This is a genomic window from Methylobacterium sp. WL1 (genome assembly GCF_008000895.1).
Classification (GTDB): Bacteria; Pseudomonadota; Alphaproteobacteria; order Rhizobiales; family Beijerinckiaceae; genus Methylobacterium.
On the sequence record NZ_CP042823.1, the window covers coordinates 4032867 to 4053389 of the forward strand.

20 protein-coding genes and 3 pseudogenes are annotated in these 20523 nt (G+C 67.2%); 8 read left to right on the top strand and 15 right to left on the bottom strand.

Going from position 1 to position 20523, the window contains the following annotated elements; all coding sequences use genetic code 11:
• The first annotated feature begins 74 nt into the window (after positions 1 to 74).
• Positions 75 to 275, top strand: coding sequence for a hypothetical protein (locus FVA80_RS19595; RefSeq protein WP_147910308.1), 201 nt, complete (start codon positions 75 to 77; stop codon positions 273 to 275).
• A gap of 10 nt (positions 276 to 285) precedes the next feature.
• On the opposite strand, the gene FVA80_RS19600 is transcribed toward FVA80_RS19595, so the two are convergent.
• Positions 286 to 1095 (bottom strand): IS5 family transposase, encoded by an 810-nt coding sequence (locus FVA80_RS19600; protein ID WP_147911041.1) that lies wholly within the window; start codon positions 1093 to 1095, stop codon positions 286 to 288.
• Between FVA80_RS19600 and FVA80_RS19605 the strand changes: the two genes are divergently transcribed.
• Positions 1078 to 1524 (top strand): hypothetical protein, encoded by a 447-nt coding sequence (locus FVA80_RS19605; protein ID WP_147910581.1) that lies wholly within the window; start codon positions 1078 to 1080, stop codon positions 1522 to 1524. The two genes, FVA80_RS19600 and FVA80_RS19605, sit on opposite strands and share 18 nt — an antisense overlap.
• A 125-nt stretch (positions 1525 to 1649) precedes the next feature.
• Here FVA80_RS19605 and FVA80_RS19610 read toward each other — a convergent pair whose 3' ends face one another.
• Both FVA80_RS19610 and FVA80_RS19615 read right to left on the bottom strand, forming a co-directional pair.
• Positions 1650 to 3479 carry a hypothetical protein gene (locus tag FVA80_RS19610; protein ID WP_147910582.1) on the bottom strand — a complete coding sequence of 610 codons (1830 nt, stop codon included), beginning with the start codon at positions 3477 to 3479 and terminating at the stop codon, positions 1650 to 1652.
• Between the two features lie 258 nt (positions 3480 to 3737).
• Positions 3738 to 3968 (bottom strand): hypothetical protein, encoded by a 231-nt coding sequence (locus tag FVA80_RS19615; RefSeq protein WP_147910583.1) that lies wholly within the window; start codon positions 3966 to 3968, stop codon positions 3738 to 3740.
• A 307-nt stretch (positions 3969 to 4275) separates the two neighbouring features.
• Here FVA80_RS19615 and FVA80_RS19620 point away from each other — a divergent pair, with 307 nt between their 5' ends.
• From FVA80_RS19620 to FVA80_RS19635, 4 genes are read left to right on the top strand one after another with little or no spacing between them, the layout of a single operon-like run.
• Entirely contained in the window at positions 4276 to 4668 is a 393-nt protein-coding gene (locus tag FVA80_RS19620; protein ID WP_246692035.1) for a hypothetical protein, read from the top strand.
• Positions 4665 to 4904: a hypothetical protein gene (locus FVA80_RS19625; protein WP_147910584.1), complete on the top strand. Its 240-nt coding sequence runs from the start codon at positions 4665 to 4667 to the stop codon at positions 4902 to 4904. Before FVA80_RS19620 ends, FVA80_RS19625 begins: the two co-directional genes overlap by 4 nt.
• Positions 4901 to 5296 (top strand): hypothetical protein, encoded by a 396-nt coding sequence (locus FVA80_RS19630; protein ID WP_147910585.1) that lies wholly within the window; start codon positions 4901 to 4903, stop codon positions 5294 to 5296. The genes FVA80_RS19625 and FVA80_RS19630 overlap by 4 nt, the downstream gene beginning before the upstream one ends.
• Positions 5287 to 5487: a hypothetical protein gene (locus FVA80_RS19635; RefSeq protein ID WP_147910586.1), complete on the top strand. Its 201-nt coding sequence runs from the start codon at positions 5287 to 5289 to the stop codon at positions 5485 to 5487. The genes FVA80_RS19630 and FVA80_RS19635 overlap by 10 nt, the downstream gene beginning before the upstream one ends.
• A gap of 606 nt (positions 5488 to 6093) precedes the next feature.
• On the opposite strand, the pseudogene FVA80_RS19640 reads toward FVA80_RS19635, so the two are convergent.
• From FVA80_RS19640 to FVA80_RS19665, 6 genes and pseudogenes are all read right to left on the bottom strand, one after another.
• Positions 6094 to 6219: pseudogene (locus FVA80_RS19640) on the bottom strand (HK97 family phage prohead protease); the annotation flags it as partial.
• A gap of 66 nt (positions 6220 to 6285) precedes the next feature.
• Positions 6286 to 7476, bottom strand: coding sequence for a phage portal protein (locus FVA80_RS19645; RefSeq protein WP_147910587.1), 1191 nt, complete (start codon positions 7474 to 7476; stop codon positions 6286 to 6288).
• A 642-nt stretch (positions 7477 to 8118) separates the two neighbouring features.
• On the bottom strand, positions 8119 to 8310 hold the full coding sequence (locus FVA80_RS19650; RefSeq protein WP_147910588.1) for a hypothetical protein: 192 nt from the start codon (positions 8308 to 8310) through the stop codon (positions 8119 to 8121).
• Positions 8311 to 8476: 166 nt separating this feature from the next.
• A pseudogene (locus FVA80_RS19655) lies at positions 8477 to 9785 on the bottom strand (terminase family protein).
• Positions 9786 to 10108: 323 nt separating this feature from the next.
• Positions 10109 to 10456, bottom strand: coding sequence for a hypothetical protein (locus FVA80_RS19660; protein ID WP_147957858.1), 348 nt, complete (start codon positions 10454 to 10456; stop codon positions 10109 to 10111).
• A gap of 113 nt (positions 10457 to 10569) precedes the next feature.
• Entirely contained in the window at positions 10570 to 10857 is a 288-nt protein-coding gene (locus tag FVA80_RS19665; protein WP_246692036.1) for a DUF3761 domain-containing protein, read from the bottom strand.
• Between the two features lie 671 nt (positions 10858 to 11528).
• Between FVA80_RS19665 and FVA80_RS19670 the strand changes: the two genes are divergently transcribed.
• On the top strand, positions 11529 to 11984 hold the full coding sequence (locus tag FVA80_RS19670; protein WP_147910596.1) for a hypothetical protein: 456 nt from the start codon (positions 11529 to 11531) through the stop codon (positions 11982 to 11984).
• Positions 11985 to 12272: 288 nt separating this feature from the next.
• On the opposite strand, the gene FVA80_RS19675 is transcribed toward FVA80_RS19670, so the two are convergent.
• Complete coding sequence (locus FVA80_RS19675) at positions 12273 to 12674, bottom strand: DUF4260 domain-containing protein (RefSeq protein WP_147910597.1); 402 nt, start codon at positions 12672 to 12674, stop codon at positions 12273 to 12275.
• An 87-nt stretch (positions 12675 to 12761) separates the two neighbouring features.
• Between FVA80_RS19675 and FVA80_RS19680 the strand changes: the two genes are divergently transcribed.
• A complete protein-coding gene (locus FVA80_RS19680; RefSeq protein ID WP_147910598.1) occupies positions 12762 to 13652 on the top strand; it encodes a LysR family transcriptional regulator in 891 nt (296 codons plus the stop codon).
• A 25-nt stretch (positions 13653 to 13677) separates the two neighbouring features.
• Here the strand turns inward: FVA80_RS19680 and FVA80_RS19685 are convergent, their stop codons facing one another.
• The 5 genes and pseudogenes from FVA80_RS19685 to FVA80_RS19710 all read right to left on the bottom strand — a co-directional run bounded on the left by FVA80_RS19685 (position 13678) and on the right by FVA80_RS19710 (position 20506).
• The gene (locus tag FVA80_RS19685; RefSeq protein ID WP_147910599.1) at positions 13678 to 14775 is read right to left on the bottom strand and encodes a chemotaxis response regulator protein-glutamate methylesterase; all 1098 of its coding nucleotides are present in this window, start codon (positions 14773 to 14775) and stop codon (positions 13678 to 13680) included.
• The gene (locus FVA80_RS19690) at positions 14772 to 15617 is read right to left on the bottom strand and encodes a CheR family methyltransferase (RefSeq protein WP_147910600.1); all 846 of its coding nucleotides are present in this window, start codon (positions 15615 to 15617) and stop codon (positions 14772 to 14774) included. The genes FVA80_RS19685 and FVA80_RS19690 overlap by 4 nt, the downstream gene beginning before the upstream one ends.
• A 22-nt stretch (positions 15618 to 15639) precedes the next feature.
• On the bottom strand, positions 15640 to 16113 hold the full coding sequence (locus tag FVA80_RS19695) for a chemotaxis protein CheW (protein ID WP_147910601.1): 474 nt from the start codon (positions 16111 to 16113) through the stop codon (positions 15640 to 15642).
• Between the two features lie 155 nt (positions 16114 to 16268).
• Positions 16269 to 18196, bottom strand: a pseudogene (locus tag FVA80_RS19700) (CHASE3 domain-containing protein).
• Between the two features lie 126 nt (positions 18197 to 18322).
• Positions 18323 to 20506, bottom strand: a complete 2184-nt coding sequence (locus FVA80_RS19710; protein ID WP_147957859.1) for a methyl-accepting chemotaxis protein — start codon at positions 20504 to 20506, stop codon at positions 18323 to 18325.
• Positions 20507 to 20523: the final 17 nt, after the last annotated feature.

A 20523-nucleotide genomic window follows, 5' to 3' on the forward strand; every position in this document is an offset into this window, starting at 1 on the left:
TTCGCTGTTGCACGCCGGCTCCTGGGGCCTTCGTTCCCGTTGGGCGTTTGTCAGGATGAGCTTCGAGGCCGGCCATGTCTGATCTCACCGACGGGTTCGCAGGGGCGGACGATGACACGCTGGAGTTAGTGAAGAAAGACGCTGACGCCTACCTTACGGCGCAGCTGACAGTGGCGCTGGCTGGCAACCAGCGTGCGATGACATTCTTCGGTTTCTTAGCGACGGCAGCCTCGGTAATCGCCACCGCCAGCGTGACGGTCTTAGAGCCTGTTTGAGCGTCTTATCTTAAGCCGGATTGTTGAGGGCATTAGCGGCCATGAGGCTGGCGGCGCAGACGAGGCGCCCTGTCGCGACATCAAGGCGACCGGCGCGCTCACGGTGCAGGCCGCCCCAATGGCTGAGCCAGCCGAAGGTTCGCTCCACGACCCAGCGCCGCTCCAGGACGACGAAGCCCTTCTGATCCGGGTCTTTCTCGACGACGCGATGGCGCATGCCGTGGATGTTGCACCATTCCCGGCAGCGTTCGGCCGCGAAGGCGCCGTCGAGGATGGCCAAGCGTAGACTGGGCCACTGCTCCTTGCCATCATCAAGGGCGGGTAAGGTATCGCGATCCTGCACGTTGGCCGGCACGACGGCGAGCGCCAGAACATGGCCTTCGGCATCGACCAAGGCCACGCGTTTGCGCCCGACGACCTTCTTGGCGCCATCGTAGCCGCGCGGTCCGCGCACCCCGATGCATTTGACGCTCTGCGTGTCGATGATCGCCAGCCGTGGCTCCGACCGGCGTCCGCAACGCCGCCGCTGACGGCGGGTCAGAGACCGCAGCAGGCTCTCGAACAGGCCCTTGTCGATCCAGCGCCGGAACCAGCCGTAGACCGTGCGCCACGGCGGAAAGCCCGCAGGCAGCGACCGCCATCCTCCGCCCGTCCGCAAGTGCCAAGCTATCCCTGCCAGCGCGTGGCGCGCCGGTGTAGCCTCCGGACAGCCCGGCGGATCCGCGCGCTCCAGGAAACGGGCCACCTCGTCCAAGCCCGCTTGCAGCACCATGTTCTTCAGACGCGCCTCGTGACGCGTCCGATGTCGGTCCGTCCACATCTGCTCTCCACCCCGCCCCGCCAGGCGGAATTTGTGTTGCTACACGAGACAGATGGGGACGGCCGGCAGAGGCGCTCAAACAGGCTCTTAGTCAGCCAGCTGGAGTTCATTATCTTTGCCGCGATCGGTCTGGCAACGGTTTGCGGCCTCTTGGCGGCGATGGTGTTCGCTAACCTGACTGCTATGCCGGACGCCTTCAGCTACGTCGGCAATACTCCCGCCGCTTGGCTCGGCGATCTGCACAGCAAGAAAGCCATGAAACTCTCGAAAGCCGAACTGCTTGAAGACAGCGCCGAGTGTATCGATCGGAACTCGATGGTTCTACATCGTGCGGCAAAGTTCATCCGATACGCGATGTGGGTCGCATGGTGCAGCATCGGGTTTGGCGCTCTGAGCTGCGTCGTGGCTTTGTGCTGCAGGATCAATTGACCTACCGCTTTCACCCCTTCCGCGACATCATGCAGAACCACGGGCGTCAAATGGCCAAGGCGGAGTGAGTCTTGGTGCCCATCACCTCAAACGCCGGTCCCGAGACCGGAGCAGCTCAGACACGCTCAAGCAAACCCATCATGATCAGAACCGCCATTTTCAGGCAAAGGACGTCGAGCTACCGCAAACATCCCTTGGCGCTCAAGGAAAGCTAATTCAGTCCAAAAGTCTCTTGACGCATAAGTAACCGGCATCAGCAACCTAGAAGCTTCAGAAACAGACCGCGAAATACTCAACAAATGTATGATTTCACCTAGATCTAACCAATGAACATTGAACAAATATGCCCCAAGATCAATCTTTCCTTCTTCGTTCGGCGCGACTTGCTGCAACAATATAAACAATTTTCGAAGATTTTGATTAAATGAATTTATGGCATCGTCATCCTCGGGCCGTCCAGTAACCGAATGAAAGACCGCTCTCGTAAGCGATCCCATTATAGCCCTTAACAAGACTTTGTCAGACATCTGTCCGTATGACAGCGGCGAGATCGCTAGCTTAATTAATCTTAAGGCAGACCAATCATCGTTGATAGAGGCAATTTCGGTATGTCCAGCCTTGATATTGATTTCATGTCGAGAAAGTTGCCGAAGCATTGCGAGGTAACTCTGAGAAAAATCCGTCAAATATTTTATTGGATTTCCGGACCTTGCCGGAGCAGTTAAGGACTTAGCCTTGGTCTCGAACAAAACTATCCTGTCATCAGTGCGCGCTGCATAATCAATTTCGAATTTTTGTTTCTTGACCAAATAATTGTATTGAAAGAACGCTACCGTCGATTTTCCCTCGCATGCAATTTGGATTGCCCATTCCATTGAGTCTCCAACAATTTTAGACGCTCGCTCTTTCGGCAAAGTTGACCAGACCAATTTGTAAACTAAGAAACAACAGTGAGCTCCTGTCAGGGTCTTTGGCAGGAGAACAAGTTCATTTAAGCTACGCTCATAAAATATATTTCCTTCTTGATTTTCTATACTTCTGTCAACAGGATCGATGACGTCATTGTAGATGGCATGCCCTTTTCTTAGGCCTTGGGCGAATAAAATAGGAAAATCTTGCGTCGCACGATCTTTCGGACAAATTGTTGGCCTGTCTTCTGCGGTACAATCAAGCAATTTATCGATTTCATGAAATACTTTTGTCAGATCAAAACCCAAATTGCGCTTATCATCGACTGTAATAAACTTATTGAATGCCCGAGCAAGCGTCTTTGTAACCATCTGAGGAGTTTGTGGTAATGTAAAGGCCTCTCTCCAAATCAAAGACTCTCGCAATGCACGCGGTATTTCTGTAACATCTACGTTCGAGTGCTCAAATTGTCCGTACCGTTGGGCGTCATATATAGCTAGATAATCTTCCGATATAGAGAACAAAGTGTCTATCATACGGCTGGGCTTGGCTGCCGTTCCCGCTTTCGAAATATTTCGTATGGCTACAGAGCAAAGCCACCCATAAGGGCTGGCAATTCGTCCCTCTTGAGTGAAACCGGGTACTGTGTTGCCAAACAACCAAAAGCCGTTGTGGAAGAGATTTCTTTCTCGCATTCGCCCAAAAATAATTTCAAGAATACGAAGTCCGCCAATAAGGGCGGCAAAATTATCGATTACCGTCAATAGTTCGCGCTCTGACGATGCTGCCATGCGAGGTCCTTGCGCACCAACTTCAATTTTATAGCCTCGCGTCCTCAATCTTCGGCATGCTTCTCCTACATGCCTCTGTCTCATATATATAGGCTGGCGACCATAGAGTGCTTCTCTAGCCGCCATAGATCTCAGGCCCCAGGCGGTTGCTTCAATCCATTTATCGCGACAATCGAAAGCAACGCAGCTATTGCCTTGCAGTTTCCCTTGCAAAAAGAGCAAGACTCTTGCTGCGTCTTCCGGCGCATCACCCAAAAAAAAGCAATTTCGGCAGATTTTGCTAGTCGCCAAATCTCAACAGACGACAGCACAGTGTCGCCAATTTGCAGCTGACTTAAAGTATCTTCAGTGAATTCTCTGTCTAAAATCTTCGCGGAGTTAAAAATATCGACAAATGATTTCAGATCTGCATCAGCTAACATTCTATTGCCTTGATGCGTGACCGATCCAGGATGCTAGTTCGCGCTCAGGATCCTCGCGGTGCCTCACGTAGCCCTAGCCGGCGATCATGGGTCAGACAGGTCGGCTCGCGGTGAGATAGACGCCGTGGTCCCGCACGTCGCGTAGGATCTCCTCGGCGTTGCCCATCGCAGTGATGCCGGAGCTACTGACCATTTTCTCGACATCGAGCTTGTCTATTCGCCGCCACAACTTGGGGCCACCAGGTAGGTTCGCTCCATCGCGGTCTGCGGTAGCAGCCAGTCGCGAACCGTCGACCTCGGCGAAGGTGTAGATGTGCTTCACGGCCTACATACTCCGCATGTGGGTTGGCTATTTGAGATAGCCCTTCGCCTTTAGGTGCTCGGTGAGGAGTTTTTCCAACAAGCTGGACAGCGACCGGACATCGTCCTTCGCCGCCTTCTCAGCAGCTGTTTTGACCTCGGGAGGGAGGCGAAGCGAAACAGGTAGCGATTTAGACGACATCGTATGCCGGTGTAGTTGACAAGCTGATGCGCTACTTGTAACTACATCGTCGCCGAAAGGCAACGGCCCGGACAGGGGTTGCAGCCCCTGAACCGAGCCTAACCATCAACGCAGTGGATCTACGTCAATGGCTACTCACGCCCATAGCACACGCACGCCCTTATTACCCCAGTACGGCAACCCGCGGCCCTTATTAGGCCAGGGGCTCGCCCGGCAGCTGGGTCCCGTCTCCCGGGCCATTCGAGCCTGCCGCGAGACCGATCCCGCCGACCTAGCCATCGCCGACATTCAGATCGGTCTGGCGAGCTTCTTCGCCGATGCCGACCGCCAGCGCGTCCGCGAGCTGCGCCGCCGGATCGCTGACCGGATCGAGGCGGACCTGGCTCTACTCGATGCCCTTGAGGGCGACGCTGACCTCGAAGACGGTCACGACGCCGAGGGGCTGACCGACGACAACGGCGTCGCCGAATACGACGCGATCGGCGAGCAGGGCTTCCCGGGCTACGGGGGCTGCCTATGAGCCAGCGCGAGCACCGCCGCGACAACCTCGCGAACCTCATCTCCGATATGGAGACGGACGTAGCCGATCTGTTGGCATGGGCGAACGTCGTGTACGATTTGGGGTCATCCGACAACTGCACCGCTACGGGCGTGCAGGTCGTAGGCTACAACATGAGGGACGTGGCCCAGCGACTTCAGGACGACTGGAACGCGGCTTTCAAGCTGGCGCTTTCGCTGCGGGAGGTGTCGCGATGACAGCCTCCACCCGCCGCGCCGCCCTTGGCGCCATCCTCGCCGCTCCGCTGACAGGTGGGGCCGTCATGGCCCTCCCTTCCGGTTCACTGCCGCCCGGGGCGCCTTCCGACCTCGTCCGTGCCTGTGATTGGGCTGTCCAGCACCGAGCCTGGATCAACACGGCTGCGATTGCCGAGCACTGGGACGATGACCGCTTAGATTTCGAGAGCGACCGACACGAAGCCATCGTGAAGCGCGCTGCCGCCGAGCCCTCCCGAAGCCCGGCTGATTTGGCAGCGAAGGCCCGGCTGCTGCTCGACGAATGGGCCAGCACGGGCTTGCTGAAGAGCACCTACGGGGACGAGCGCCTCGCAGCCACCATCCTTCAGGAAGTGATCAAGCTATGCGCCTGATCAGCCCGTTCATCACCGCGGTGGCGTGGTGGCAGATGCGGCGGGTTCGCCGTGCCACCCACGACATGCGGAGGGCGAACTACTACGCCATCCGGAGCCTGCGGACCCTGATTGCAGTCGGTCGAGGGCCGATCCCGCGAACCCTCAGCGGCGTGCCGGCGATCCCGCCAATGCCAGTGCTGTGCCGGTAGGGTGGGGGACGCGTCCCCCACCTTGCGCTCCGCAAAACCTGAGTGGCGCACAGGTTAGGGCCAAATGCGAAACGGTTTCGCTTTTCGAAAACGGAAACCGTTTCCGTTTTGCCGGTCCGGTGAGGGCTAAGGAAAACTTAGGCCGTCAGACGGTGAGGCCTCTGAGGATCACGCCGACCGCAACGAACGCCCCGGCTGAGTAGGCAACCGTGAAGGCAAGCTCGAACATGATTGGCGGTCGCTTTCTGCGAAAGTGCTGCCGGCCGGTGGTGTTCCGCCATAGGGGCGGATCCGACCGACAACCCAGGGCTGAACAACTTGTTTCCAGCACGCCCTTGGATTTTGCAGCATCCACGCCCGCCCCTCAGCGGTGTGAGGGGGATGCTTGGGGCGGACGTGGAAGGTCAGCGGGGGCTTAGGCCGCCGACGATCTCGGCATTAGGCACTGAGCTTTTCCGGTTGATGTCTGCCCCTCACGAACGCCGCTCGCGCATCCCGTGCGGGCAACAAGCTGCCAACCGTGTGTCGGCCTGCTTGTAGGTATGACCCCGGTTCAAAAACTATCTCATTGATCTTAAACGTTTAAATTACTACGTCTTGAGCTAACAACAGCCTCACCCCCGCTGCCCCCCGCCGGGCCAGGCTGGTCGCGAACGCGCCCGGCACCACCACGTCGCGGCCGAGATCGGGCACGCCGAACACGCTGGCGTAGCCGGAGAAATGGCCATCCATTGCAAGGCTCCGAAACTGAGTGCTGCGCGAACCAAGATCCGGGCTCCGCCCGGACCCGCCGGGACCTCAGGCCCCGGCCCCCGGGAGTGGCGGGTAGCCCACCGCCTCGCGCTTCTCGGAGACCGACAGAAACCCGGCCGCCTCGACCCGGCGCCACAGGGATTCCCGCTCGCCCGACAGAGCCTCGATCCGGTCGAGGTCGGGTTCCAGGTCCATCGGTCCGAAGGCCGGCTCCAGCCAGCCGGCCAGCGCCTGGGCGGTGCGGGCTGCGAGCGGGATCAGGGTCTGGCGGTAGAGCGCCCGGTTGGCCTCGGCGTAGTTGGCGTGGGTGCTGTCGCCGGGCAGGCCGAGCAGCAGGGGCGGTACCCCGAACGCCAGGGCGATCTCCCGGGCGGCGGCGTTCTTGGCCTCGACGAAGTCCATGTCCCGGGGCGACAGCGCCAGGGGCTTCCAGTCCAGGCCGCCCTCCAGGAGCAGCGGCCGGCCGGCATTGGCGGCCCCCTGGTAATTCGCCTCCAGCTCGGCCTTCAGCCGGTCGAATTGCGGTTCGGTGAGCGCCGCGCCGGCGAAGACCAGCGCACCCGAAGGCCGCGCCGCGTTGTCGAGCAGCGCCTTGTTCCAGGCGCTCGCGGCGTTGTGGATGTCGAGGGCGGTGGCGGCGGCCTCGATCGGGGCGAGGCCGGCATAGTCGTCGTCCGGGTGGAACAGGCTGAGCGCCAGGATCGGGGGCACCTCGGGCGCGCCGGGTGCCGGCAGGTCGAACCGCCGGCTGCTGCCGCCCACCGTGTAGACGTAGGCGGCGGGCCAGCCGTCGGGACCCGGCAGCATCCGCATCCGGCCGGGCCGCAGACTCTGCAGGGCCGCGATCCGCCCGTCGAGGCTCACCGCCTCCAGGTAGGCGGTGCCGCTGAGCGTCAGGTCCGCGTAGACGGTCTCGAGCAGGCGCGTGCCGCTCTCGCGCGGGTTCGGCCGGGCGAGCAGCGCCAGGAGATCGGCCGCATGGCCGGCGCCCGGTCCGGTGGCCATGAGCGGCAGGCTGGCCGCCCCCTCGGCGACCAGCCGGACCGCCCGGTGCACGATCGGGTTGCGCTGGTAGCCGGCCCTTGCCAGCGCCGCCGGGTCCCGGGCGGTCCAGCTCGCTCGCCCGTCGGTGTAGAGCGCGAAGGCCGGGGCGGCCTTGGTGGCGAGGGCCGGCCCCGGAGGGCCCCCGGTGGCGCGGCGCGCCACCCGCGCCATCCGATCAAGGAAGGTCGCCATGCCGGTCCGCTCCTGCGCCATGATGATGTCGACCTCCGAGCGTCCGCCGGCCCGGGAGGGCCGGGCCTGGACCGGGAGGCTTCGGATGGTCTCGGCCAGCGCCCTCGGGCATCACGGCGGCTGCGGCGAATACACCGCACCCGAACCGGCACCGTGGCGACGCCGCTACAGCCTGGATGGGCGAAGTCGTGTATTCAGGATGCAGTTCGTTCCAGAGACCACGAACCGACTCCCGGCGCGCTTCCCGCAGAAGCGCGCCGTATTGTTTTGTGCGCGCTTCGACAGCACGGCTTGGATCCGGCGCCCTGCAAGCGCGGGCCATCCCAACCCCGCGTCGAGGCTTCGCAGCGCCGCATCGGCAGCCGACGCGCTTAGGCAGTGCGGGAACGGGCGCGACGCGCCTCCGCCCCTGTGGACGCGGCGGGTATCGCGAGCCTGATGTTGAGAGCGATGTCGGCCCAACCTTCGCGGCGGCTGCGTGTGCGCCGCAGGATGCAGGGCAAAGATCCGCCGATCGGGCGACTTACCGCGTCAGAAGGCAGGGTATTCGAGATTGGGGCACGCCGGGCTCGGACATCGTCCCGAGAGGTCGCCGCCGGATTCCGGATGAGGCCAAACGAAAACCGAACGCCGCGACGCCGATCAGACGGCCTCGACTTCGCGGCTGACGACGTTGGCGGCCTCTCGGGCGCAGCGCAGAACCGCGGCCCGATCGGTCTCGCTCGCGATCGCGTTCCACAGGCGCAGCAGCTCGACCGTCGCGCTCAGGTCGGGGCGGACCGTCGCCACACCGTAGAAATCGCCCACCGGGCAGCCGAGGGTCTCAGCGATCATCCGGAGGCGCCGATGGGCTCCGTCGGACAGACAGCTCTCAGGATTAACATCCGAGTTCACGGGCCATCCTCCGATGTACACGGGTTTATAGCAGTCGCCCTGCGTGTATGCAATTTAAGGATGCAGCCCGGCGTCACGTTCCCGTGTGACCGCGCACAATTTGGTTTCAGAGGCCGCGGATCCGCGGCGCGCGGGGTGCGTCGAGCAGCAGGTGCGTCACCGCCCAGACCAGGGCGTCGAGGCGATCGGGCGAGCCGCCGCTCGACAGGCCGTCCGGACCGAAATCGCACAGCTCGTCCTCCAGGGCCGGGAAGGCCCCGACATGGTGGACGAGCCCCCGGGCGTAGAGCAGCGACACCGGCTCGGCGCGCAGGTACTTGCCCCGCGTCGCGCGGACGGGCGTGACCGGCACCGCCGGGTCGCACTGGGCCAGGACCGCGGCGGCCATCTCGCCGCCCTGGTTGACCTCGACCACCAGGGCGTCGGCCCGAAACCGATGATAGAGCGCCAGCGCCGCCCCGGCCCAGGCCTGGGGGCTCGCCCGGGCGAGGCTCGCGTCCGCCAGCACGTAGGCGTGGGTGCCGGCCCGACCCGCGGCCACGATCCCGCAGGCATCCGAGCGCGCGCCGAGGTCGCGGGCGGATCCACGGCCACCACGATCCGGGCGAGCTCCGGCGCGGCGCCGACCCGGCCGACCTCCAGGGCGGCACGGTCCCACAGGGCGTCGTCCCGGTCGGCGATCAGCTCGCCGTCGAGTTCCTGGCGGCCGAGGCGGGTGCCGGCATAGCGCCCGACCACCTGCTCCAGGAAATCCGGGGCGAGGTGCCGGGCATTGTCGTGGGTGCGGGCGCGACTGACCACGGTGCGCGGGTCGGCGAGCAGGCGGCGGATCAGCGGCACCGGCCGGGGCGTAGTGGTGACGAGGTTGCGCGGGCGGGTGCCCAGCCGCAGCCCGAATTGCAGCATGTCGAACGCGGCCTCGGGCCGGCGCCACTTGGCGGCCTCGTCGCACCAGGCGGCGCCGAATTGCGGGCCGCGCAGCGCGTCGGCTCCTCCGCCGAGAAGGCCTGGGCCACCGCGCCGTTGTCCCAGGCGAGCCGGCGCAGGCTCGGCGACCAGCGCGGGCGCACCCGGCCCCGGGCCGGCAGGTTGAGCAGGCCGGACGGCCCCTCGACCATCACGTCGCGCACGTCGAGATGGGTCTCGCCCACCAGGGCGATGCGCCCGACCGGCTCCGGCGTGAAGGCCGGATCGCCCCGGGCCAGCGCATCGACCCACTCGGCTCCGGTGCGGGTCTTGCCGCAGCCGCGGCCGCCGATCACCGCCCAGGTGGTCCAGGGCGTCGCGGTCTCGGCGGGCGGCAGCTGGTCGGGGCGGGCCTGGTGCAGCCAGTCGTCGGCCAGGGCGCAGACCAACGGCGCCGGCAGGGTCGCGAGGAAGTCAGGCAGCCTTCCGGTCGCGGACAAAGCCAGCATAGCGGCGCGCGATCTCCGTGCGGAGCGCAGGCAGGTCGGGTCCGGTGCCGCCATCGCCGCCCTCCCCTGCGCCTGTCCGCCGGTCCGCGCACGCGCCTGCCCTGGAGCGATCTCGTCGAGCAGCCGCTTGAGACCGCCGAGGTCGCGGAGCACCCGGGCGGAATCCAGCACCGCCGCCCCTGCCCGCTCAAGGCGGCGTCGAAGGCGGCGATCTGCCGGGCGATGTGGGCGCGCAGGTGCGCCCGCAGGACCGGCGGGTCTGCCGCCGAGTCCGGATCGAGGATCCCGCGCTCGACCGCCGCCTCGAAAACTCGGTCTGGGGCTCACGTTCGGGCTCGGCCGGCGGCTCGGGCCGGGCCACGCCGCAGACCGCCATCAGCCGGCGGGCGGCGTCGCGCCCGATCCCGACCGCCCGGCGACGTCGCCGGGATCGTTCTGCGCCGCGCCGATGAGGCGGCCGAGCGCCGCCGGCGCGCCTCCGGCCAGCGCGTCACCACGTCCTGCCGCCAGCGGCGCGGCCTCAGCCAGCCGGACCGGGCGTTCCAGGTGGAGATCGTGGCCGGCTTGACGCCGGTGCGGGCGCTGATCTCGTCGAGCGTCAACGCAGTCTCGCGCAGGAGCTGCTCGGCCAGGGCGCGCCGCTCCGACGGGAGCGCATCGAAGGACCGCATCGCCGCCGCTCCGCACACTTCTCGACCGTGCCTGTCTTGTACCCGAGGAGCGCGACGGTGTCAATCTCTAAAATCCTAGAAACGGATTTTAGGCAGATCTTCGGGGCACCGCCTCACCCCTCCCACCGCGCCACGCCGCCATGGCCGGAGCAGGTGCCGCGCCTCGTGTGGCTGAAGCTCCAGGTGTCGTCGCGGCACTTGGCCGTGGCGCCGGCCGGCTTGCCGCCGTCGCGGGTCTTGGCCGGGCGATGCACCTCGGAGCCGTCGCGGCTGCGGTAATGGCCATGCCGGTCCAGGGTCGATTCGTCCGGCTCGCGGACATCCCGGGCGCAGGCGGCGCCCGCGAATCCCAGAAGCACGGCACCGGCCAGCACCAGCCGCGCGCAGGCATGGGGATTCACCGGTCGGCACCGGGCATAGCGACCGCGCTTGGCGACCGCGCTTGGCGACCGCGCCGGCAAGGGGCTTACTGGTGCCCGGGAATCGTCGCGCGCGGTGTCGTTCGGGCCGGTGGCGCTCGGCCCGCGACCGCCACCGGATCCTCGGGCGGGTCCGGCATCGGCCGACAGCAAAGCCCCGGGGCGGATCGGGTTCGGTCTCACAGGGTACCCTGTGGGTTGTGTCGAATGGCATCAGACACAACCCATGCGGGGCCGTCACGGACTATCTCGGGTTAGCTTTAAACATCTCGCAAGTTGTAATCGTGGGCGGCGGGGCCGCGCGGGTCGCGCCGCGTCCCAGGCGAGACCCGATCCGCACCGTGCGGCACCGCGACGGCGCGCGATGGCGAAATTTCCTTTGCGGGGCCGGATGTTGCGCCGGATCCGGCCTCATCGGCGGGTCGGGATCCTGCACCGTCAGAGGCTCCTGATTGCCGTCTGCGGTGGGTTTTCCGGGTTTGGCGATGCGCGCAGCGCCCGGGAGCAGCAGCGCTGTCGATGGCCCCGGCGCAGGCTTCCAGAGCAGAGCGACAGGTCCGGGACTGCACGCGATCGAGACAGACCTTCGCGTATGCGGTGGCCCGGCGCCCGTCGAACACCAAGCGCAGGTCTAGAAAAAGTCTTGAGGCACCATGAAATCCGGTTCGATACTTTATTGGTCGAACCGTGCTTTCGCTGCAGTCACCCGCGTCCGATCTGCGTATTGGACATGGAGCGAGCCGTTTTCGTCGCGCGTCCTGCAAAAATACCGGGGTTGCCGGGGAGACCTGTGCGACGGTAATCTATGTGACTGGCGCGTCGGCGACGCGTTCGAAAATGAATACGGGGGCGAAGTGTTCGTTCTGGTGCTGGCCACCCTGGCGGGTGGCATTCTGACCTGTGTCGGCGCATGGCCATGGTTCGGCCCCGGCGCGGTCCTCCTGGCCCCGTTCGGCGCGGGAAGCGCGGCGGTCTTCGCCGGCCTCCTCCTTGCCGCCGTGCGCAGCCGGCATCCCGCCGCCGCGCACAAGCCGATGGTGAACATCCAGTCCGAGGCGCCCCGCGCCGTCGCCAACGACACGCTGTCGGGCCAACGCCGCCGGGCCTGACCCGCGGCCGGGACATCGGAAGCAGGGAGGGTTCGGTCGTGGCCCGGAAGGCGCGCGCCGGCCCTCCGATGGTGAGCGCCTCACGAAGACGCGCCGGTCGGGCCCCGTGGGAGCGCGTGCGGTTTTGAAAGCCCCGCCTGACCGGTCTTTCCCGGCCTCGCGCGCCTCCTGGATCGACGGGCGCGGGGCGGCACGCTCCTCGGATCGCGACAGACGGCGCCGACAGGGCCGGCCTCGGATGCCCGACGCCAGCCGGTGCTGGGCTGGGGGCCGCCGATTGGTGCTCCGTCACGCGTCGGCCCGCGAACCCCTCGGACCACCCCCCAGCGGCCCCAGATGCGTCACGCCGAAGCCGTCGGCGTATTTGAGGCCGTAGCCGAGGGCACGATCGAAGCCGATATGGGCGGCCCAGATCAGCCCCGCCACGAGGGCCTCCGGGGCCGGCCCGAACACGCCCCAGGCCAGGCATGCGACAGGCGGGCCGTACCCGTGTGCGGCGTTGTAGAGCGCAGCCCCCGCCGACCGCCCGGCGACATAGCCCAGCAGGGTCAGGTCGGGGGCGAAGAAGAGCAGGGCGAACAGCCACCAGCCGGCGTCCAGGCGGCCATACGCCACCGTGGCGGCAGCGGCGATGCAGACGCCTTCGAGACGCAGGAGCAGCCGCGGCACTCCCGTTACCATTCCGGCCATGACGTCGTCTCCCGCTTGACGATCCCGAGGCTCGCCGATCCATTTCCGAATGGCGATATCGAGATTCGGCATGGCGGTACCCGAAATATGAATACCCTCGACTGGACCCTGCTGCGTGCCTTCCTGGCGGTGGTGGAGACCGGCTCGCTGTCGGCGGCCGCGGCGCGCATCGGGGCGACCCAGCCGACCCTGAGCCGGCATATCCGCGCGCTGGAGACCGCGCTCGGCGTCACCCTGTTCACACGCTCGGCCCGGGGGCTCGATCCGACCGAGGCGGCCCTCGGCCTGATCGACGCCGCGCGCGCCATGGGCGAAGCCGCCGAAACCTTCGCGCTCAAGGCTCAGGGTCGCGCGCAGGGCCTGCGCGGGACGGTGCGCATCACGGCCTCCGTGATGGTCGCCAACCTGCTGCTGCCGCCGATCCTGGCGGACCTGCGGGCGGCCGAGCCGTGCATCCAGATTGAACTCGTCGCCTCGGATCAGGCCCAGAACCTGCTGCGCCGGGATGCCGACATCGCCATCCGGATGTTCGACCCGACCCAGAATGCGCTGATCGCCCGCAGGCTCGGAGAGGCGCCGCTCGGCCTGTTCGGCACCCGCGGCTATTTCGAGCGCCGCGGTCGGCCCCGCACGGTGGCGGACCTCGATGAGCACGACGTCCTCGGCTTCGACCGCAGCGACGCCCTGCTGCGGGCCTATGCCGCCCACGGGCTCCGGGCGGCGCGCACGGATTTCCCGATCCGCTGCGACGACCAGATGGCCTACTGGAACCTGATGCGGGCCGGGGCCGGCCTCGGCTTCGCCCAGGTCCTCCTGGCGGGACGCCACCCCGAGCTGGAGCAGGCACAGATCGGCCTTGCCCTCGCGCCGCTGCCGGTCTGGCTGGTCCTGCACGAGGAGGTGCGCGGCAACGCCCGGATCCGCCGCGTCGCCGATTTTGTGACGGACGCGCTCGGCGCCCTGCTGCGCGGCGGCTGAGTGCGCGCGCCCGCGGCGCTCCGGCTCACGCCGGCTGGCGCTGGGCCGGGGCGCAGCCGAAGCGGATGATCTCGTGGGACAGCCGGTCCAGCGGCAGGACCTTGGCCGCGGCGCCACGCTCGATCGCCTCCTTGGGCATGCCGAACACCACGCAGCTCTCCTCGTCCTGCGCCACCGTGAGCGCGCCGGCCCGGCGCATCTCCAGGAGGCCGTTGGCGCCGTCGTCACCCATGCCGGTCATGAGGATGCCGAGCGCGTTGGCGCCGGCGCATTGCGCGGCCCCGCGGAACAGCACGTCCACCGACGGGCGGTGGCGCGAGACCAGCGGGCCGTCCTTCACCGCCACGGTGTAGCGGATGCCGCTGCGCTGGAGCAGCAGGTGCCGCCCGCCGGGGGCGATCAGGGCCCGCCCGGGGACCACCGCGTCGCCGTCCTCCGCCTCCTTGACCGCGATGGCGCAGAGCCCGTCCAGCCGCTTGGCGAAGGCCGCCGTGAAGTGCTCGGGCATGTGCTGGACGATGACCAGGCCCGGGCAATCCGGCGGCAGCGCCTCCAGCACGTCGCGCAGGGATTCGGTGCCGCCCGTGGACGCGCCGATGCAGACGATCGGATCCGTCCCGGCCAGGGCCCGGGGGCGGGCGCTGAGCGGCAGCACGGCGTCGGCGGTGAGCTTGGCCTCCACCGGCCGGGGAGCCGGAAGGCCCGGGCGCAGCTTCGCCCGGGCCGCCGCCCGCACGGCGTCGCAGACCCGCACGGAGGATTCCATCAGGAACTGGCGGGTGTCGACGCGGGGCTTCGGGAAGACATCGACCGCCCCCGCCTCCAGCACTTCGAACAGGGTCCGCGAGCCGTCCTCGGTGAGCGTCGAGCAGACGATCACCGGGATCGGCCGCTGCGCCATGATCTTGCGCAGGAAGGTCAGCCCGTCCATCCGGGGCATCTCGAGGTCGAGGATGATGACGTCCGGCACCTCGTCGTGGATGCGCCGCGCCGCGATGAACGGGTCGGCCGCCGTGCCCAGCACGGTGATGTCGGGGGCAGCCTCAAGGATGCCCACCAGGGTCTGCCGGACCGAGGCGGAATCGTCCACGATCAGGACGCGGATCGGCGCGCCCCGCCTCACGCGACCGCGCCCGGCGTCCGGCCGAAGATGGTCGAGGAGATCTGAGCCAGGCCCGGCACCCCGGCCCCGGCCATCGATTCCGAGTGGCCGACCACCAGGAAGCCGCCGGGCCGCAGGTGCGTGGCCAGCCTGGACAGCACAGCCCGCTGGGTATCCTTGTCGAAATAGATCAGAACGTTCCGGCAGAAGATGATGTCCACGTCGCGATCGACCGGATATTGTGCGTTCATCAGGTTCAGGTGCTTGAAATGGACCCGGCTGCGCAGCTCCGGGACGATCCGCCCGACCTTCCAGGACGGGTTGCGGGCGTTCATCACGTAGCGCCTGCGGAAATGCGGCGGCACCGCCTGGAGGACGTCGTCCGGATAGATGCCGTCGGCGGCGACCCGCAGCACCTCCGTGGAAACGTCGGTGCCGAGGATCGCGTAGTCGATGGCGTGCCCGGCCATCGCCATGTCGTGCAGCACCATCGCGAGGGTGTAGGCCTCGGCCCCCGTGGAGGCGGCGGCGCTCCACAGCTTGAGCCGCGCCTGCGTGATGCCGTTCCGGCGCAGCATCGGGATCAGCTCGTCCCGGAGCTGGTCGAAATGCGCCGGCTCGCGGAAGAAGTCGGTCTTGTTGGTGGTGACGCAATCGACGATGTGGACGAACTCTTCGGCGAGGTGGCCGTGATCGAACACGTGCCGCCCGTATTCCGTCAGGGTCTCGATGTCGAGCGCGCGCATGCGCTTGCGCAGCCGGCCCTCCACCATGGTGCGCTTGGCCGGTGGGATCTGGATTCCGACCCGGTCCTGGATCATCTCCGCGACGGTTTCGAAATGGCGGTCGTTCAGGCGCGGCATGGTGTGGCTCCCGGTGGGGCGATCAGGCCGCGAGCGAAGGCAACAGGAGCGCCGGGTCTTCCCCGGCCATCAGCGCCCGGAGGTCGAACACCACCACGAAGGCGTCGCCCTTCCGGCCGATGCCGGCGATGTAGGTCGAGCGCCAGCGGCCGCCGACATCGGGGGCGGGCTCCAGCTCCGCGCTGTCGAGCTCGGTCACCTCGATGACCCGGTCGGCCACGAAGCCGACCCGCATCGGCCGGTCGCCCATGGGGATGTTCAGCAGGATGATCCGGGTCGCCGGGGTCGCCGGGATCGCCGGCAGGCCGAGCTTGGTCCGCAGGTCCACCACCGGGTAGCTCTGGCCGCGCACGTCGATCATGCCGACCAGGAACGGCGGCGCCTGCGGCAGGGACGCCGGCGGGCGGTAATCGAGGATCTCGTGTACGGATTCGATGTCGATCCCGAAGATCTCGCGATCGAGGCCGAGGGTCAGGTATTGCCACAGGCTGGACATGCTGGTCTCCGGCTGGGTCGCGGCTGGCCGGATCCGGCCCGGAACGCGGGGGACACGGGGCTTCGTCGCGGCGACGTGAGGATCGGGGGTCTCGGGGATCGGGCGTCTCGACGGGAGGCGCCGCGCGGAGGGAGCCCGCGCGGTGCCGGGATCGGTCAGGCGACGCGGACGAAGTCGGCATCGCGGGCGTCACCCTCGCCCATGTCCAGGGCGAAGCCACCGCCGGGGCGAGGGTCGGCCGGCCGGCGCGGGCTTTGGCGCCGCCCCGGGCTGGGGAGGCCGCGGCCGGCGCAGTCCCCATCCGGGTTGCCACGCCACGCAGCCGCGAGACCGCCTGGTCGATGCCCGTCTCGGCGTCCTCGATGCGGAAGTAGGCGATGGTCGCTTGAAGCCGCTCGGCCTGGGTCGCCAGCTCCTCGGAGGTCGCCGAGACCTGCTGGGACGCGCTGGCGTTCTGCTGGGTCACCTTGTCGAGCTGCTGGATCGCCTGGTTGATCTGGGCCGAGCCGACATCCTGCTCCCGGCACGCCGCGGAGATCTCCTCCACCAGCAGCGCAGTCCTGCGGATGTCGGGCACCAGCCGCCCGAGCATCTCGCCGGCCTGCTGGGCCGCCTTGACGGTGTCGGAGGACAGGGTCCCGATCTCGGCGGCCGCCGCTTGGCTGCGCTCGGCGAGCTTCCTCACCTCGGACGCCACCACCGCGAAACCCCGGCCGTGCTCGCCGGCGCGGGCAGCCTCCACGGCGGCGTTGAGCGCCAAGAGGTCGGTCTGCCGGGCGATCTCCTGCACGATGGTGATCTTCTGGGCGATGGTCTGCATCGCATCGACGGCGCGTCCCACCGCGGCGCCGCTGGCCTCGGCATCCTTGGCCGACTGGCGCGCGATCGCCTCGGTCTGGCTGGCGTTCTCGGCGTTCTGCTTCACGTTGGCGGCCATCTCCTCGACGGAGGCGGACGCCTCCTCGGTGGAGGCCGCCTGCTCGGTGGAGCCCTGCGACAGCTGCTCGGCCGAGGCCGACAGCTCCTGCGAACCCGCCGACACGTTGCCGGCGGCGGTGGCGGCCTCCGTCACCACGGCCCGGAGCTTGCCCAGCATCTGCTCCAGGGCGATGCCGAGCACGTCCTTGTCGGACAGGCGCTTGGCCTCGATGGTCAGGTTGCCCGCCGCGATCGCCGAGGCGACGCCGGCGATTACCTGCAGGTTGTCGGTCGTCGCCCGGAGATGGGCCTGGACCTCGCTGCTGAGCCCGCCGAAATCCTTCGTGAGGGTCTTGGTGAAGTCGCCGAGCGAGGCGGCGGCCAGCACGTCCGAGATCTCCCGGAAGGCCTGCTCCACCGCCAGAGCGGTGCCCTGGATCCGGCCGACCTCGTCGAGGCGGCCGGTCTCGAACGGCGTCGCCAGGGTCGCCAGGCGGGTGCTGATTGCGGTGACCGGCTTCGCCACGGTGCGGACCAGCACGAACCCGATCGCGACGGCGATCACGAGGTTGGCCGCGATGCCGAGCAGGATCATCTGCGTCGTGGTCTCGAAGGCCGCATTCTGCGCGTCCTGGCGGGTGCGCATCAGGGTGTTCTCGACGTTGACCATCTCGGCGACCTCGGCGCGCAGGCCGTCCATGGCCGCCTTGCCGGCGCCGGCGATCTCGGTCTGGCGCGCGGCCTCGCGGGTCTCGGGATTGGCCATCCCGGCGATGCCCTTCTCGGCGACGCCGTCATGCCAGGCCTCGGCCTGCTTGCGAATCGTCTCGAGCCGCTCCTGCTGGGCCGGGTTGTCGGAGGTCAGCGCCTTGGCCTGCCGCCAGGCAACGTTGAAGGCCTCCCAGCCCTTCTGGTAGGGCGCCAGGAACTTGGCATCCCCGGAGAGCAGGAAGCCGCGATAGCCGGTCTCCTGGTTGACCATGCCGGCCAGCGCCCGGTCGGCGGTGTCGATCACCTTGATGGTGTGGTCGGTCCAGTTCACCGACTGACGGATCTCGGCTGATTTCCAGTACACGATACCGTTGATGCCGAGGCTGACCACCAGCATCAGGGTGAAGGCCAGGAACAGCTTTCGCGGGATCGAAATGTTGTCGAGCAGGTTCATGGCCTTCATCCTCGGGGGCGGGGATCTCGATCGGGGAGCACCCTGCGGTTGGCGGGGTCCGGGTGGGGCCGGACGGCGGTTGATCGTGGCGGCGACGGCCTGGACAGGACGCCAGGTCGGCGCCGCTCAGGCGGCGCGGATGAACTCCGAATCGCGGGCGTCGCCCTCGTTCATGTTCAGGACGAAGCCCGGCTGCGAGGCCACCGCGACCGGAGCGCTCCGGACGGGGCGGTGCTTGGCTGCGGCCCTGGCCGGCACGGCCATCCAGGCTGCCGTCGTCCGCAGCTGTGCGGCCGCGGCGTCGGGACCCGCCTCCTCGATGCGGAAGTAGGCGATGGTCGCCTGAAGCCGCTCGGCCTGGGTCGCCAGCTCCTCGGAGGTCGCCGAGACCTGCTGGGACGCGCTGGCGTTCTGCTGGGTCACCTTGTCGAGCTGCTGGATCGCCTGGTTGATCTGGGCCGAGCCGACATCCTGCTCCCGGCACGCCGCGGAGATCTCCTCCACCAGCAGCGCGGTCTTGCGGATGTCGGGCACCAGCCGCCCGAGCATCTCGCCGGCCTGCTGGGCCGCCTTGACCGTGTCGGAGGACAGGGTCCCGATCTCGGCGGCCGCCGCTTGGCTGCGCTCGGCGAGCTTCCTCACCTCGGACGCCACCACCGCGAAACCGCGGCCGTGCTCCCCGGCGCGGGCCGCCTCCACGGCGGCGTTCAAGGCCAGCAGGTCGGTCTGCCGGGCGATCTCCTGCACGATGGTGATCTTCTGAGCGATGGTCTGCATCGCATCGACCGCCCGGCCGACCGCGGCGCCGCTGGCCTCGGCATCCTTGGCCGACTGGCGCGCGATGGTCTCGGTCTGGCTGGCGTTCTCGGCGTTCTGCTTCACGTTGGCGGCCATCTCTTCCATCGACGCCGAGGCCTCCTCGGTGGAGGCCGCCTGCTCGGTGGAGCCCTGCGACAGCTGCTCGGCCGAGGCCGACAGCTCCTGCGAGCCCGCCGACACGTTGCCGGCGGCGACCGACGCGTCGGCCACAATCGCCCGGAGCTTGCCCAGCATCGTCTGCAGCGCCCGGCCCATCGAGTCCCTGTCGGAGAGGGGGCGCGCCTCGACCGTGAGGTCGCCCGCCGCGATCGCGTTGGCGATCGCGGCCGTGTCGTTGAGGCTGGCGGTCATGCGGTTCAGGGCGGCGACGAGGTCGCCGATCTCGTCCCGCGAGGTCACGGTGATCGTCGTGCCGAGGTCTCCCACCGCGACGGCCTCGGCAAGTGAGACCGCCCGCAGGAGACCGCGCGCGATCGAGACGGCGAGCCAGGTGGCGATGACGAATCCGAGGAGCAGCGCCCCGGCGACCGTGGCGATCAGGATCGTCCGCCCGTCGCGCGTTTCCACCCGGGCGTGCTCGGCCGCGTCGGCCATCTGCTGGGTCTCGTACTGAGCCAAGGCGTCGATGGCCTGCAGGGTCGCCGTGCTGGCGGTGACGTAGTCGCCCGCAGCAAGGTCGGCGGCGCGGATGGTCGCGCCGTTCTCGACCGTGGCCAGGGCCTTTCGGAACGAGGCGATCCAGAGGTCGAACGAGGGCCGGACGGGCGGCCCCTGGCTATGGTCTCCGGCCATCCCGTGCTTGGACTCGGCCAGGGCGCGGAGCAGCGCGTCGAGGCTCGGCGCGAGGTTGGATTCCAACGTCCGCGCGGCTTTTACATGCTGCTCCAGCGCGGGGTAACTGATCGCCCCGGTGGTGGCCTTCAGGCCGCCCCAGGCCCGTTCGATCTGGATCTGGAATGCGGCGATGGCGCGGGCCACGCCGGCGTCGGTCCCGGCCTTCGCCGAAACAGCCTCGAGATCCGCCTGCAGGGCCCTCAGTGCCGGGATGCCGACCGTTTCGATCTCGGTCCAGGTCCGGACATTGGAATTGACCTGGGTCAGCGTGACGACTTGGCCGGCGATCACCGCCTGCTTCTCGAGCCGGCCCTTGACCTCATCGTAGAGCCGCAGGCCCTTCTCGGTATCGATCTGATCCTTGATCTTGGACAGCTTTGCCTGGACGGCGCTGCGCCTCTCCGCCGCTTGCTTGGCGAAAACCGCCATCTGGTCGTCGTCGACTGCGATCACCGCGGCGCGCGTCAGCGATATGGCGTTGAACAGATCGGACTTGGCCTCCAGCGCGAGGGTGTTCAGGTCCGCGCGGCCGAGCACGTATTGCAGGGCCGCATCGGTATTCACGAGCTTGTAATAACCGACCCAACCCGCCAGTCCGACGAGGATGAGCATGACGCCGAACCCGGCCGCGAGCTTGGCTTTGATTGAAAAGCGCATCGACAATCTCCAAGCAC